Below are 15950 nucleotides of genomic sequence, written 5' to 3'. Positions count from 1 at the left end.
ATAGCAGCTATTCTTGAGCAGAAGCCGGGGCGATCGGATCTGGAGAATCGACGTAGTGGTAAGGTGGCAAAGTCACAACCGGAATCTGGGCAAAATTCTCAACAGGCGGCGGCGAAGAAACCGTCCACTCCAACCCCGTAGCGTGCCAAGGATTATTAGTGGCTTTCGGGCCATGCAACGCGGAAACCACCATATTGACTATAAAAGGCAGCGTCGCCACCCCCAGCAGAAATCCCCCCAAACTGGCAATAACGTTCAACCCTTGGTATTGCGGGTCATAGGAGGCAACTCGGCGCACCATCCCCTGCAAGCCCAACGGGTGCATCGGAAAGAAAGTGAGATTAGCCCCGATAAAAGTCAGCCAGAAGTGGATTTTCCCCCAACCCTCGGCATACATCCGCCCCGTCATTTTGGGAAACCAGTAGTAAATTGCTCCAAAAATCGCAATTGTTACGGTGTTGAAGACAATGTAGTGGAAGTGGCCGACTACGAAATATGTGTTATTTACGTGCAGGTCAAACGGCACTGCCCCCAGCATGACACCAGTGATGCCACCGAAAAGAAACATCACCACACCTCCCAAGGCAAACAACATCGGCGTTTGTAGGTGCAGCTTTCCGCCCCAGACAGTAGCAGTCCAAGCGAATACCTTGACACCAGTCGGTACGGCCACCAACATCGTGGAGAACATGAACAACATCCGCATCCAGCCAGGGGTGCCGCTGGCAAACAGGTGGTGTACCCAGACGAATATGCTGACTAGAGAAATGGCAAAGGATGCGATCGCGACTGATTTATAGCCAAACAAAGGGTTGCGGGAAAAAGCCGGCAGTATCTCCGAGAAGATGCCAAAGGCAGGCAGCGCCATCACGTAAACTGCTGGGTGTGAGTAAAACCAGAATAAGTGCTGATAAAGAATCGGACTGCCATCGTTAAAGGGATCGAAAAAGGTTGTCCCCAGCGCCAAATCGAAAAACAGCAGCACCGCAGCCGCAGTGAGGGCAGGCAGGCAAAACAGTTGCAGCAACTGAGCACTCAAAACCGTCCAGACGAAGATGGGCATCCGAAACCACGTCATGCCCGGTGCCCGCATCCTGAGTATCGTCGTCACGAAGTTAACTCCCCCCATAATCGACGAGATGCCCAGCAGCGCGATACTCAAAAGCCAGATCAGTTGCCCGTTGATTAAATGACCCGACGGGTTCTGGATACTAACCGGCGGGTAAGACCACCAGCCAGCCTGGGCGGTACCGCTGGGCAGCAAAAAGCTCGACAGCAGTAACAAGCCCGCCGGGGGAACTATCCAGAAGGAGATGGCATTGAGAAGAGGAAACGCCATGTCCCGCGCCCCAATCATCAGCGGTATTAGATAGTTAGCTAGACCCACCAGACACGGGAACACCCACAGGAAGATCATCATCGTGCCGTGCATCGTGAACAAGCCATTGTACAACTGGCGATCGACTAGATTTAATTGCGGTTGGATCAGTTCGGCGCGAATAATCATCGAGAATAAACCCGCGATCAGGAAGAAGATAAAAGCAGTGATTAGGTATTGAATGCCGATAACTTTGTGATCTTTACTGAATCTGAGGTAGCGCCCCCAACCAATCGGATTTTCAGTGCGATCGCTTTCAGAATTCTTACCACCGGCAATGTTTTCAATCGAGTTATTTGTCATCTTTGAGTTGTTAATTATTAATAAACAGGAAATTTGGTTTTTTGCCGATGCTTCGATCAGTTGGGATGATTTACAACAGGAGGCGGAGCCGGCAAAACAGTCGGCCAGAAACTACCTCTGGCTTTCTGGACTTGGTTTGTGTGTTCAGAAACCGCCTGATTGCTTGCAGGAGTCGGCGATTGTGCCGCAGCTTGGGCCAGCCAGCGATCGTAAGCTTCCGGGGATTCAACGTACACATCCGCCTGCATCAATGCAAAGTAAGTGCCGCTGAATTGAGAATCCCTCAACCGATATTTGCCTTCTCGGATCGGCGCGAACACAAAGTTAAGAGTGCGGTTAGGGATGATGTCTTGTTTGATGCGGAACTCAGGAACATAAAAACCGTGAATAACATCCTGGGATTGCAAGGTCAGCCGCACATTTTGATTAACTGGCAGGTGCAATTCTGTACTGGTAACATTCCGTCGCGGATAGCGGAAAGACCAAGACCACTGTTTAGAAATTACCTCAATTTCTTCAGTAACTGGTTTAGAATTGTTGTTGTTTTCACTGGGTTTATTGGCGGCATAAACAGGTTGTTCTAGAGGCAGGTGCAAGTGTGCGATCGGTGTCAAACCCTGGATGTTGATTTGCTGATAAATGATGTAGCTTTGAGTGGCGATCCAAGATACTAACATCACCGGAAGTACTGTCCAAAGGATCTCAATTTTCCAATTTCCCCTCGCAGGATGCCCATGACTGAAGTCTCCTTTCGGTGCTCGGCAAGTGAGGATCGAATATAGGATAATGCCCACAATTCCCACAAAAATAAACGCTCCGATCGACACCAGGAAGCTAAACAGATTGTCAACTTGTTTCGCTTCTGCTGTTCCCTGACTGGGCATCCAAGAATAGGCCTGCTGTCCCACCCAGTGGCTGGCGACCATATCCACGGCGATCGCAATAGCTAATAGCAAGGCCTTAAAAACTTTCATCAGAAAAAGGGGTAGAAACTTTAAAGATGCGTACTCTAACGGAAAACAGTTAATTGGTTTACCTATTTACTTGAGCGCAGAACTAGGATTCCCCCCCTGTCTGAGCAAACCCGCAGCGGTATTGTGAATCCCAAACTGGTCTCCCAGATGTGCTCCCAGCGTCCCGTGAACGAATAGGAAACCCAGCATGACCACGCCTGCTAGCAAATAGCTCCACTGTACTTGCCTGGTGGCTTCCGGGCGCCAGCGGTAGCGCTGAAACCCCCTCCACACAGTCATGGCAACGATCGCCCCCAACAGCAAAACTCCGCCCAAACCGTGCAAGATCATCGTTGGAGCTGCTCCCAATCCCCACGCGCTCTTGACATTCGCTGCCGGATCTGCGAGCATAATCTCGAAAAAGCCCGCTGCTACAGTAAAAAATGTGACGATCGCACTGGCGACCAAATTGTACCAGCCCACATCATAAAAGCTCGATCGGATTGCAGGGAGAGCCAAAAATTTAAAGATTGGTCTTTCTAAGGGAAAAAGATTTCCTGCTATATCAAATAAGAGCGCAATGATAAACAAACCCAGCGTGAAATGCACAAAATTCGGATGAATTGGCACTTCGTAGGGTAGTCTATTTGCACCTAGCTTGAACCCCAACTGATCGACAAGTTGCTGCACAAGTTGCGAGTTCATTGCAAAACTCCTCTTTTCGTCGCTTCCACGATCGGTTCTACGTGCAACCCGTACACCCAAACCAGCCGAGTTCCCAAATATGTTTGGAAGAAAACCAAGCAGCTCAAAAATGTTGCCGCACCCAGATAAGCAGCCGGTACTTTCAAGGGGTCGCGCCTGCGAATTACGAAGCGCCAACCTGCAATAGCTGCAAGGATTGCCGCCAGCAACCAACCAGTAATTGTGTGCAAATCTAGTACAGGCTTAGCTACCTCATAAGGTTGCGCCAAACCCGCTTCAAATTGACCGAAAATGACAGCTAGAAAGATGGAAACCGCGGCGACAAACAAATTCCAAAAACTCACCTCAAACAAGCGGTGATTGCGGGTAAAATAGCCAGTAACGTCGCAGAAAAACGAGAAAAACACCATCGCAATTACAAAGTGAACAATAATCGGATGGATCGGATCGGGGTAAGGTAGATTTTCGCTATTGAGAGGTAGAGCCGGCATTACTTTATCCTTACGGCATCAAGGCGTTACCGTTACTTTATATAGCAACGCCCAAATTTAGTTGGTCTTGCTAATAACTATTCCCTTATAATTACCACTTTGATATCTATCTAAAGATTGATTTAGTGCGTCTAAATCATTCATGCAATTGTACCGCGAACAAGATGGTCACACTACAGTGAACACAACTCATTGAAACGTGCTATGTAAAACAAAATTGTATCAGTTTCATGGCTTTTTACTAACTTGCTGAATCAGTTTTGCTACCAGTGCAGTCCATCCCGTCTGGTGGGACGCGCCCAATCCTGCACCATTGTCGCCGTGAAAGTATTCATGAAACAAAATCATGTCGCGCCAGTGAGGATCATTGTGAAACTTCTCTAAACTGCCATAAACAGGTCTTTTACCATCTTTTCCCCTCATAAAAATGCTGTTTAGCCGCTGCTCTAGTTGCAAGGCAACTTCCCATAAATTAAGCATAACTCCAGAGCCTGTAGGAAATTCTACTTGGAAATCATCGCCGAAATAATGGTAGTATTTTTGCAACGATTCAATTAATAAGAAATTTAAGGGAAACCAGATCGGGCCGCGCCAGTTAGAATTGCCACCAAATTGCCCAGTCGTAGACTCAGCCGGCTCATAGTCTACCTGATATTTAGTGCCATCCCACTCAAAAATAAATGGATGTTCTAAGTGATAGCGAGAGATGGAGCGGATGCCGTAGGGCGAGAGAAATTCGTTTTCATCAAACAGCCTTTTGAGGACGCGCTGCAATGCTTCGGGGGTGACAATTGAAAGCAGCCGCCGCTGACCGACTCCTTTAATTTCCATACTAGCAATATTCTTGGCGAGTTCCGGGCGGTTCTTGAAAAACCAATCGATTTGCTCTTTAAGTCCCGGCACTGTTTCTAATAAGTCAGCTTCCAGAGTATCGACAGCAAATAGCAGCGTCATCCCCACCATTGAACGGACTTTTAGCAAGCAACATTGACCGTTAGGCTGGGACAGAGCATCGTAGTAAAATCCATCTTCCTCGTCCCATAAAGCAATTTGTTCTGGGCCGACATGGTTAACAGCATCAGCTATATAGAGGAAGTGTTCAAAAAATTTGAGCGCCATATCCGAGTAAACTCGATCTTCCCTGGCAAGTTCTAACGCGATCGCTAACATATTCAGTGCAAACATTCCCATCCAAGCAGTCCCGTCTGCTTGTTCTAAATAGCCGCCAGTTGGCAAGGGTTTGCTGCGGTCAAATACCCCAATATTATCTAAACCTAAAAAGCCGCCTTGAAAAAGGTTTGCACCTTGAGGATCTTTGCGGTTTACCCACCAAATAAAATTGAGCAGCAATCTGTGAAACATTCGTTCGAGGAAGTCGCGATCGCCTTTACCTACTCGCTTTTGTTCAATTTTATAAACTCGCCATGCCGCCCAAGCTTGCACGGGTGGATTGACATCTCCAAATGCCCATTCATAAGCTGGAATTTGACCATTTGGGTGCATATACCACTCGCGAGTTAGCAGTAGCAATTGCCGCTTGGCAAAGTCAGCATCAATTAAAGCGAGCGGAATGCAGTGAAATGCCAAATCCCAGGCTGCAAACCAAGGATATTCCCATTTATCGGGCATGGAAATGACTTCTTCTGCATATAAATTTCGCCAGTCAGCATTGCGACTATTTAAACGCTGAGCTGATGGTGTGGGTTCTGCGCGATCGCCTTGCAACCAAGTGCGAACATCGTAGGCATAAAATTGTTTACTCCACAATAATCCCGCAAAGGCTTGACGCTGTACGTTGCGGACATCTTCATCAAGATTTGGAGTCAGCGAGTCATAAAATTCATCGGCTTCTTTTTCCCTTTGAATGAATGTTTCCGCAAACTCTTCGCTAAAAGGAGTATCGGTGTAAGAATCAGTAAATCTGAGTTGGATAACTGCCGTTTCTCCTCGACCGATTTCTAGGTGATAGTGGGCAGCAGCTTTCGTGCCAATCTGAGCAGGATTTACAGCATCTTTGCGATTGTGAACTATTAATTCGTGGAAAGCATCTTTAACGTAAGGTGAGGTATTGGGGACACTGTAGAGACGCTGTAGGTTGGTTTCATTTTCTGTAAATAACAGAGGGGGATTGCCTTGACAAAATAGCCAGCGATCGCCATATTTTTGATGTTGAGCTTTAATAATTCCATCGGCTGCTTGAGAAACCTGCGCTTGTTTTTCGCTACCCGTCCAGGACCAAGTATTGCGAAACCATAAAGTCGGCAATAAGTCAAGGGTTGCTGTTTCCGAACCTCGGTTAGTGGCGCTGATGCGAATGCAAATATCTTCTGGGGAGGCTTTGGCATATTCAGCAACGATATCGAAGTAGCGATCGCCCTCAAAAATTCCTGTATCCAGCAACTCAAATTCTGGTTGAGATTTGTTGCGCCTCGCATTTTCCTCAACCAACAAAGTATAAGGATATTCTTGCTGCGGATATTTGTACAGCCAGCGCATATAAGAATGAGTTGGCGTGTTGTCTAAATAAAAGTAGTATTCTTTGACATCCTCTCCGTGATTTCCTTGACTGTTCGTAAGCCCAAAAAAACGCTCTTTCAAAATGGGATCTTTGCCGTTCCACAGTGCGAGGGCGAAACAAATTTGACCGTGGCGATCGCAAAATCCCCCTAACCCGTCTTCACCCCAGCGATAAGCCCGCGATCGCGGCATATCGTGAGGGAAATACTCCCAAGCCGTACCGTAGGGCGAATAATCTTCGCGGACTGTTCCCCACTGGCGATCGCTTAAATAAGATCCCCAGCGGTTCCAGTGGGCTGTCATTTCAGCATTTTCTTGAATTCGTTTCTGTTCAGCATCCATTGCAGTTATCCGAGAATATTTCAGATTGCAGAATCTCGATTAGCCGCCTGTGGCAAATCCTGGATACAACGTCATTCCACCATCCACAAACAACGTCGCACCGCAAACATAATCCGAGTCATCAGAAGCCAGCCAAACAGCAGTTTTAGCGATATCTTCTACTTCCCCTACTCGACCGTAAGGAATCAGCTTTAATAACTTTGCTTCGGCTTCTGGCGTCTCCCATGCTGATTTATTGATGGGGGTTTTGATGGCCCCTGGCGCAATACTATTGACTCGGATTCTATGGGGTGCGAGTTCTTGAGCCATACTCCGCATCATCATATTAATACCGCCTTTACTAGCAGCATAGTTGACGTGGCCGGCCCAAGGAATTACCTCATGTACTGAACTCATGCAAATAATTTTCCCAGCAGCCGATGAAATATGGGGTTGTACGCCCCGCCGCATAAATTCTTTGGCAGCTTCGCGGGCACATAAAAACTGTCCCGTTAGATTGACTCCAATCACCAGGTTCCAATGATCGATAGTCATGTCTACGAGGGGCGAATCTTTTTGCAGACCTGCGTTATTAACCAGAATGTCGATCGTACCAAATTCCTTGAACATCTGGCTGAACATAGCCTTAACTTCGTCTTCTTTGCTGACATCGGCACCAAGAGCGATCGCTTCTGTGCCCGCAGCTTTAATGTCAGCCACAATTTTCTGCGCTTCTTCAACTTCCGAGTGGTAATTAACTGCAACAGATGCACCCGCTGAAGCTAGAGAACGGGCGATCGCTTCGCCGATACCAGAACTTGCGCCCGTTACAAGAGCTTTTTGGCTTTTCAGAAGCTCAGGGGAAAAGCTCATAATTTTTTCTCCGTTATTTTTTTATTTTACACTTATAGAGATTTTACTTGTCAAATTGATAACAATTTTGTGTCAAAGTTGTGACCAAACTAGCTACTAGAGATTTATTTCCTTCAAAGTCTTGCTAATTCTAGCGTCTAGTCATTGGGAAGAAAAATATATTTCTATCTTAAGAATTATATTTGTTAAATTTATCTCTTTCTTAAGATAGATACTTTTGAATAATCATTACCTCTAACTTGAAGTTAGTTATAATCTATAGCCTTTCGATATCTCATAGGAGTTACTATAGGGCATAGGGCATAGGGCATACCTCACTTTTTTGAGAACCGCTGTAGTTGTATTTTTATATAATTGAGGAGCAAAGAATAAGGGTGTTAGAATAAAAAAATTGGTTAACTAACGGTTTATATGCGACTTAATAAAACCGCTTGTTAGGCGCAAAAGTTTGGTTTTAAAAGCAGTGAATGGATTAATAAAATCCTCCGTCCATACCGAGACAACAATTTTCTTAGGTATGTCAAGAATTATCAAGATTAACGAACAGTATTATGAACAACACAATCTATCAAACTGTAATTGTAGGTGGCGGCTTTGCGGGGCTATTTACAGCTTTGCACTTGAGCCATCAACACTATCCCCGTTCTGTAATTTTGATAGAAAAAGAGGATCGCTTTTGCTTTAAGCCGTTACTTTATGAATATTTTAGCGGGGAGATGGGTGCAGAAGAAGTTTGGCCGCGCTATGATGAATTGCTAAAAGGTAGCGGTGTAATCTTTGTTAAAGATGCCGTTCAATCCATTGATTTGCACGGGCGCGAAGTGAAAGTAACATCGGGGGATTCTTACAATTACAGCAATTTAGTTTTAGCTTTAGGCAGCGTTACAGGATATTTTGGTATAGAGGGAGCTCAAGAAAATGCTTTCCCTTTCCGTACCGGAGAAGATGCGATCGCCATTGATAAACACCTACGCGATTGCTTCCAGCAAGCTCTTCAGATTCCAGATGCAGAACAGCGTCGCAAATTCCTGACAGTCACCGTAGTAGGTGCTGGACCTTCCGGTGTGGAAATGGCAGGTACATTAGGCGATTTACTACCTAATTGGTTTGCTGCAATGGGTGGCAATCCAGCAGAAGTACGGGTCGTTTTACTCAATCACGGCAAGGAAATTCTTGACAGCGATATTAATAGTCACCTGCGCGAAATTGCGAAAAAGGCTCTGCAAAAGCGCACTGTACCCGTAGAATTTATTATGGAGGCCAAAGCGACTGCTATTCGCGTCAACGAAATTGAATATAAGCGCCAGGAACAGATAGAAACTTTACCTACATCTACAGTAATTTGGACGACAGGAACTAACATTAACTCGCTTATTAAAGATTTAGCAATTTCTGAGAAAAGCCGAGACAAACACGGCAATCCTTTAGTGAACCCTACATTACAACTGCTAGATTTTCCAGAAGTTTTTGCTGCCGGAGATTGTGCAACAGTTCAAGGCAATTCTTTACCTGCCACCGCTCAAGTTGCTTATCAGCAGGGAGCTGCAATTGCTCACAATTTGAAAGCTCTCGCTTTAGGAAATAGTCTAAAACCTGCTGAAGTTAACCTGCGGGGAACGCTGCTAAAACTCGGGATAGAAGAAAGCGTGGCTAACATTTACAATAGCATTGAAGTTGCCGGAGAAGTCGGCCACTTAATCCGCCAAGGTACTTATTTAGAGTTATTACCTACTCCAATTCATAATTTTAAAGTAACAACGGAATGGTTAAAAGATGAAATTTTTGAGCAGCACTTGCACCCGATTCAGACTGGGGAGGTTATTAAATGGGTCGGCGGTGCAGTAGTCGGTCTTGTCGTCACCCGAAAATTGATTCAAATGTTAGGAGATAGCAAAGATAAGATTGATACTTAAGTGCTAAAGTTGAGAAAAATTGTGAAAAAATTAATTTGTTAGCCGTGATTATAAGCGCTATAAGTAGCTAGTTCGGAGGTCAGTAAGATTGCGTGTCCGTTAGGATCTTTGACCAGACAACTTTGGCGATAAGAACTGGCATTATCTGAGAAATGCACAAGTCGTGGGGAGACAAACTCAACGCCATTTTGTCGCAATTTTTCCAATAGTTGCTCGAGATCGTTAACAATTAGTTCCACTTGCATATTGGCAATATCGCAACTTTTCCAATCCCTCGGTATGGGGCGCCCTTTTGGAGTAACTAGATAGTCTAATAGTTCAATTCCTAAACCGCCTTGAATCGGCCGCAGTGCGGTAATCTTGACTTTAGCTTCTGGCAAATTATCGAGGTGAACTTGCGTTTCCCCTTGGTTGAGGCTGCCTCCATCAACTTGCATTCCCAGTAAGTCGCGGTAAAACTGGAGACTTTGCTCGGTGTTGCTAATCGCGATCGCACTGTGATCGATTCCTAAAAAGGAGTGATCGCTCTTTTGATGCCACTTTTCTTGTCCTTTGTCGGGAGGAAACCAAATTAGCTCTAAATTGTGGCCGTCAATGTCTTTAAATTTAAAAGCTCGCACGCCAGCAGCTTCTTTATTTTCAGGCGGTATTGTCTGCGGTTGAGTGGAGATGGGGTCAATAGGAAAAGAGCACAGGTGTGCATAGGCGCGATCGATGTCATTGACCACAATTGCCAGGTGTTGAAACCACAAATCATTACTTTGCGAATCTTTTGGGATGGGTTTTCCCTCAACGTTAAGATACTCCATCAGCTCAATCAGTTCATTTCCAAGCTGCAAAGTGACAATGCGGATTTTTGCCCCATCAACGCCTTCGAGATCTCTGTAATTTTGACCTTCAACCGTAATATCCGAAACAGGTTCAAACGAGAGGGCTTTCGTATAGAAATCCTTGGAGCGATCGGCATCTGTCACAGTCAATCCAATGGCTCGGATTTTTTGCACTTGTATAGAGGGGTTATTCATAAACTTGGTAGTGCTTTATCTAAATTTTTGGTAGCCCCGAGCGGAGCCAAATGCGAAAAATTTTGGAGGAAATTTCCCAAGTGCTCGTCATTAGGCTGCGTTTGCTCGGACTCAAGTCTAGATGTGCTGATGAATACAAAAGCACTTATCCTAGCCACGATGGATTCATGGCGGTACTATCAAATTGGTTGGTAGTTTTATACAATTCGTATTGCCCTTTTGCAGCCGCCTCGCGAGTGCGATTCAGCATTGCTGCAACTTGCGATCGATCCATCGGCTTAAACGTGCGAGCGGCCTCAAAGGCTTGATCGAGGAGCTGCATACTATCAATGCCAGTAATCACGACTGAAGTAGGTAGATTCATCGCATAGTGGAGACATTCGATCGGGCTTACTGTATTGCTTCTAAGAACGTAAGGGTCGCCCATAGATTTCATCCCCAATACACCTATTTGGTTCTTCACCAGCACTGGTAGAACTTGTTGCTCAAAACTTCTAAAATGAGCGTCCATCACGTTCAGCGGCATCTGTACCGCGTCAAAACGGAAATTGTTTTGGGCGGCAATTTCCAGCACTCGCAGGTGAACCAAAGGGTCTTTGTGTCCTGTAAACCCGATGTAGCGAATCTTGCCCGCCTTCTGCGCTTCTACTACGGCCTCCATAGCCCCGCCGGGAGCAAAGATGCGATCGGGGTCTTCCATCCGAATAATTTCGTGATGCTGCATTAGGTCGATGCGATCGGTCTGCAACGCCTTCAGCGACTCATCAATCTGCATCATGGCAGCGCCCTTGGTGCGACCGTCGATCTTTGTCATCAGAAAAGCCTTTTGCCGGTAGCCATCCTTGAGCGCTTGCCCCATCCATCGGTGGCTGCGTCCGTTGTGATAATCCCAGGAGTTGTCCATGAAATTGATGCCGCGGTCGATCGCACTGCGGATCAGCTTGATACTTTCTTGCTCCTCTCGAAGTCGTCCGATATGGTGTCCCCCCAAGCCAATTGCAGACACTCGCTCTCCCGTGCGTCCCAGGGTCCTGTAACTCATCTCGCCGCTTTGAGTTTGACCTTGGGCAACTGCACTTTCAGCGTATACTTGAGCCGGTTCATCTTGAGCTAACAAAGGTTTGAAAAACCCTTCGGAAGCTGCCAGCCCTGCTGCAACTAAACCCGAAGCAGAAGTTACTTTTAACAAATTGCGTCTGCTGATATTCATAAATGTCTCCTTTAAGAAATAACTAGGACTTACTCACAGTATTAGATGAATCGATGCAAAAAACCTCTATCAAAATAGGTCACAGAAATAATCCTAAAGAGCTAGAAAGAATCTTTTCTCTAGCCTTTGTCAGATGTGCGTGAGTTATCCAACTGTCTAAAGGAATAAATCACTGCTAAGTCTCCATGTGTTCGGGAATACAAAAGCCCTAATGCAAAGTGTTTAAAACACATAGAAATATAGAATTTTGCACAATGTCTTGTGTAACTTGTGGTTGTATAGTCCGTGTGGAAGTTAGCCCGACATAGCTTCCAAAGCGATGGTCATATCTCCAGTGCAATAATGGTTTGTCTAACATCTCAGTTTTTACCGACTTGACAGACGTTTATGCTTCTGATTGATATTCCATTCAATCGCTTTATACTCTGCAAAGAAATTGGTATTTTAAAAATTAATACTAGCCCTCAGGTCGGTTCGGATCATTTGCCGTTAATTACAGATTTGGTCATTTGAAGGCTGGATTCGATATTTTCTAACAAATTATTGATTAACTGTATCTGGTATTGCTGAATATTTGTCTGTAGGGGCTCTTTGCTGTCTTGAAAACAGATTACTTTTCCGGCGATTTCCTTGTAGTGTTGCAGCATGGAAAAAGTATCGGTGCTGAAGCGAGCGAGATAGTTTTTAGCAGACTCGTTGCAAATTTCCTTTACTTGATTTAGATAAGCTTCTGACGATTCAGCCGGCTTTTCATACCCAGTTCTTTTATTCAAAATATAGCTAGCACCGCCAACTACTGCGGCTCCCACAGGCCCGCCCAACAGCCAACCTAAGCCGGTGGCGATCGCCACTGGAGCCACTTCGCTGTCGTTCGACTTTTGAGCTGGAGGTGGTGGCGGCTCCGGTAAACTGACTTGCGGGGCTGGAGGAAAGGAAATCAAAAGTGCGATCGGCTGTTCTTTCTCAAAGAATTCACAAGCTTTATTTACCCATTCTGCGATCGTTTGCTGCTGATGTAAGACCTCTCGCTGAAATTTTAGGTTCCACGCATCAAAACTCCCTTCCTGGAGCGACAGGGCCATCTCTGATTGATACCGCTGCAACAGAGTGGGCTGGTAAAGCCAAATCTCGAAGTCGGAAACGCTGGCTTGAAAGCCTTTTGATATCAATTTTTCAGCTTTTTGTTTAATTTCAATTTTGTCTTTGTGCTTTTTTTGAGCTGCGGCTATTTCTGCGCTGACAGCTTCAGCTTTGGCTCGGAGAGATTGGCAAATTTTAGTAGCTATAGCTTCTATTCTGGGCAACTTAACTGCTAGTTGTTCCTGTTGAGCTGCCACAATACTTTGCAAAGCCGATTCAAACGCGGCAATTCCTGTAGTTTGGGCGGCCCCCACATCTCCTTTCAGCCTCGCCCTCAAAGCCGGCAAAGCATCGACGCGGTAGATATTGCTGATATTGTTCGGCAAGTTGGAGCGAAAACTTTCGGCAACAAACAACAAGCGATTGTAAACTTGTTTTTGGTCGTCGGGTTCGAGTAGATTGAGAAAATTGGCAACAAAGACTACAGTGTTGATGTTGCGATCGCTCAACCAATCTCTCAAGTTCTCTCGTTCCCCTAAAGTCATCAATTTGCGAGCATCTAAAACCTGCACAACCAAATCAGCCGTTACCAATTTATCCCGAACCAAATTATCCTGTTCTTCCCGATCGTTGGTTCCCGGTAAATCCAGCAATTCCACACCTGTTTTCAGGAATGGATGGGGACAGTAAACATTCACGGCGGCCACATCATCCCGCATTTGTCTGGCGTCGTCAAGGATGGCATAGCGTTTCAACACATCAGTCCCCGGTTCGCTAACTTCCGTACCGTCTTTCAGGGTAATTTTTGCGCGCAATTCCTCGCCGTAGTTGACATAAATGGCAGCACCCGTAGTGGGCACAAGGTCGATCGGCAAAGCACGATTTCCAAGCATTGCATTGAGCAAAGTTGACTTGCCGTAATTAAACGGGCCAAAGACAGCAATTTGAAAAGTTGGTTTGGCGAGATAGTCGCAAATTGAGGTGGTATCTCGATACAGTTGAGAGTTTTTGTCTAGTTCGAGAATACCGAGTGCTGATTTGAGATAGTCGGTCAGGTTTTGATAAATTTCGGGTTGTGGCATATTGCTGTTTTATTTCATTTAGCGGATGCTAGGAAAGCTTGATATAGCGATTCAATACTCTGCGACTCAGCATAAACATCAGCCTCCAATTTTTTCAACCGCTCAGATTCAGCCTGACAATTAATCTCGCGAGATTCCTTTTGTTCCAGCAAATTATCTAACTCAGCTTTCCGGGAATTAATATCAGCATTCATGCGATCGCCCACTTCCCGCCCGTAAACATCAAAGCACTCTTTCACAGCATCGTGAATCGGCTGCCACTGCTCTTGAGCCACCTGCGGCAGATATTTCACCAGCTCTTTTTTCGCGGCTTTCACCAACTCTTTGCGAGCTCCGTCTGCTTGCAAAAACCCAACACCCATCCCCAATAAAGCCAAGTACAGCGGTCCCAAAACAATCCCCGTCAAACTAGCAAGAATTGTACTAACGCTTAACACAGTGATTAAATTAAGCAGGATATTTTTCCAATCAAAACCCGCTCCTGCCATTGCTACGCCCGCCAGATTTCCGGTCGTTAAGGAGAACAATCCCATCGCCCATTTTGCCCAAGCGGGCGAGTTATCTTCGTTTGAGTTGCTGACTGCTGCGGGTATTTTTTGCCCAGTCAGTTTTTCGGTAATTTTTTCCGTCACTTTCGTGTAAGATGCTCCGTAATTTGCCGCACTTTTCGATAGCTGCGAAAATGCGGAATTCATCTCTTGTTCTGCTGTGAGAGTCCAAGCTGCTAATTTGTCGTTGATGTACTGCTCTAATGCTCGTTTTAGCGATGCTTCACAGGCTTCTCGCTTGCCTTGGCTGAAGAAATCCAGAAATTTCAGATCCGGTTGATACCGCAAAAAATCTGTTTCAAAGGTATTTTCTAAGATGAGAACGTAGGCGCGGAAAGAATCTGCGATCGCCCGCGATTTAGTATCTCTAACTTCGATAATTTCTTGTTGAAATTCATCGCGAATGTGAGTCAGCTTTTTAAACTCCGGCTCAACTGAATTAATCTTTTCCTTCAACTCATTGACATCGCGATCGAGTAATGGTAATCTGCGCCCAACAGCTTCGCGGACGCGAGCAGAAATTTGACGCGCCAAAGTCCTCGCCGGACGCAATTCCGAAATCGCCCTTTCCTGGGTTAAAAACGTATTCAGTGCAGCCATAAACTCGGGAAAACCAGTTCCTGCCAAATCAGCATCCGGGTTTTTCATCCGCAACCTGAGTGCCTTAATTGAGGAAATTGCAAACACTCGCTCGTCGTAAATATCGTGCCCTTCTGTTAAACAATATTCAGCCAAATTAGCTTGAAAAACCCGCCGCAGTTTCGCTTCGGCTTCTGCCAATTCTTCAGGATCATCCGGGTCAATCAAACTTTCTCGCACTTGATCCCAAGCATTAATCAGAAAGAAAATGCTCAATCCGCGATTTTTGATGTAATTTTCTAGATAGCGTCTTTCACCCATTGTGCAAGGCTGAGTTGCCCTGAGTACAAACAAAATAGCGTGGCAGTTGTTGATATAACCGAGAGATAATTCGTTGCGGGCTTCTGTATCGTTCAGTCCGGGACTGTCTACTATTTCTATGCCTTTTTCCAGCAAAGGTAAGGGATATTCTACTACGGCACAATCTATATCTGGAAATGCTGGTTTCTTTTCTTCTTCTAAGCGTTTTGCCTCAGCGGGGTCAATTGTGTAGTTCTGTTTAAAACTTTTAAAATCTAGCTGTTTGGGGCTTTTGCCGTCATTGAAATAAACGGTAACTTTTTTTTCTGAACCGTAGCGCAAAATCGTCAGCAAAGCTGTACAGGGATTTACATCGCTGGGCAGTAAGTTTTCGCCGATTAACGCATTGAGAAAAGTGCTTTTTCCGCGTTTCATGTCGCCTAGCACTAGCAGCCGAAAAACTCCTTGGCGCAAGTTTTTACTGGCGACATTGATGTCAGCGTTTTCTGTTTCTAAACCGAGTTTTCCCGATGCTTCTCCTGCTGCTAATTCTGATAGGTTGATGGCTGTCGCGATGTTGCTGAGGCGAGCGGCAATTTCTCGGCGGACGGCGGCTACGCGCTCTAAATCGTTGAGAAAGTTGCTAGTTTCTACTTTAAGGTTCATGGGTAT

The 15950-nt window shown here is 45.6% G+C and carries 11 protein-coding genes; 1 reads left to right on the top strand and 10 read right to left on the bottom strand.

Annotation, left to right across the window (positions count from 1 at the left end; genetic code table 11):
* Positions 1-7: 7 nt before the first annotated feature.
* The 6 genes from ctaD to QUA53_RS10185 all read right to left on the bottom strand — a co-directional run bounded on the left by ctaD (position 8) and on the right by QUA53_RS10185 (position 7541).
* Positions 8-1681 carry a cytochrome c oxidase subunit I gene (gene ctaD / locus QUA53_RS10210; RefSeq protein WP_333096704.1) on the bottom strand — a complete coding sequence of 558 codons (1674 nt, stop codon included), beginning with the start codon at positions 1679-1681 and terminating at the stop codon, positions 8-10.
* A gap of 56 nt (positions 1682-1737) precedes the next feature.
* On the bottom strand, positions 1738-2655 hold the full coding sequence (locus QUA53_RS10205; protein WP_333096702.1) for a cytochrome c oxidase subunit II: 918 nt from the start codon (positions 2653-2655) through the stop codon (positions 1738-1740).
* A gap of 66 nt (positions 2656-2721) precedes the next feature.
* Entirely contained in the window at positions 2722-3339 is a 618-nt protein-coding gene (locus QUA53_RS10200; protein WP_333096700.1) for a DUF2231 domain-containing protein, read from the bottom strand.
* Positions 3336-3830: a DUF2231 domain-containing protein gene (locus tag QUA53_RS10195; protein ID WP_333096698.1), complete on the bottom strand. Its 495-nt coding sequence runs from the start codon at positions 3828-3830 to the stop codon at positions 3336-3338. The genes QUA53_RS10200 and QUA53_RS10195 overlap by 4 nt, the downstream gene beginning before the upstream one ends.
* 228 nt (positions 3831-4058) lie before the next feature.
* Complete coding sequence (locus tag QUA53_RS10190; protein WP_333096696.1) at positions 4059-6689, bottom strand: MGH1-like glycoside hydrolase domain-containing protein; 2631 nt, start codon at positions 6687-6689, stop codon at positions 4059-4061.
* Positions 6690-6728: 39 nt separating this feature from the next.
* Complete coding sequence (locus QUA53_RS10185; RefSeq protein ID WP_333096695.1) at positions 6729-7541, bottom strand: SDR family oxidoreductase; 813 nt, start codon at positions 7539-7541, stop codon at positions 6729-6731.
* A 551-nt stretch (positions 7542-8092) separates the two neighbouring features.
* On the opposite strand from QUA53_RS10185, the gene QUA53_RS10180 reads away from it, so the two are divergent.
* Positions 8093-9454, top strand: coding sequence for an NAD(P)/FAD-dependent oxidoreductase (locus QUA53_RS10180; RefSeq protein WP_333096693.1), 1362 nt, complete (start codon positions 8093-8095; stop codon positions 9452-9454).
* Positions 9455-9492: 38 nt separating this feature from the next.
* Here QUA53_RS10180 and QUA53_RS10175 read toward each other — a convergent pair whose 3' ends face one another.
* From QUA53_RS10175 to QUA53_RS10160, 4 genes are all read right to left on the bottom strand, one after another.
* The gene (locus tag QUA53_RS10175) at positions 9493-10479 is read right to left on the bottom strand and encodes a VOC family protein (RefSeq protein WP_333096691.1); all 987 of its coding nucleotides are present in this window, start codon (positions 10477-10479) and stop codon (positions 9493-9495) included.
* A gap of 145 nt (positions 10480-10624) precedes the next feature.
* Positions 10625-11689 carry an aldo/keto reductase gene (locus QUA53_RS10170; protein WP_333096689.1) on the bottom strand — a complete coding sequence of 355 codons (1065 nt, stop codon included), beginning with the start codon at positions 11687-11689 and terminating at the stop codon, positions 10625-10627.
* 479 nt (positions 11690-12168) lie between these two features.
* The gene (locus QUA53_RS10165) at positions 12169-13851 is read right to left on the bottom strand and encodes a dynamin family protein (protein ID WP_333096687.1); all 1683 of its coding nucleotides are present in this window, start codon (positions 13849-13851) and stop codon (positions 12169-12171) included.
* A gap of 14 nt (positions 13852-13865) precedes the next feature.
* Positions 13866-15944: a dynamin family protein gene (locus QUA53_RS10160; RefSeq protein ID WP_333096686.1), complete on the bottom strand. Its 2079-nt coding sequence runs from the start codon at positions 15942-15944 to the stop codon at positions 13866-13868.
* Positions 15945-15950: the final 6 nt, after the last annotated feature.

Origin of the sequence: Microcoleus sp. Pol12B3 (genome assembly GCF_036701355.1) — a bacterium.
In the GTDB taxonomy this organism is placed as follows: Bacteria; Cyanobacteriota; Cyanobacteriia; order Cyanobacteriales; family Microcoleaceae; genus Microcoleus.
The sequence above is the reverse complement of the archived record's forward strand: the minus strand, read 5'-3'. Positions and strand labels throughout refer to the sequence as shown.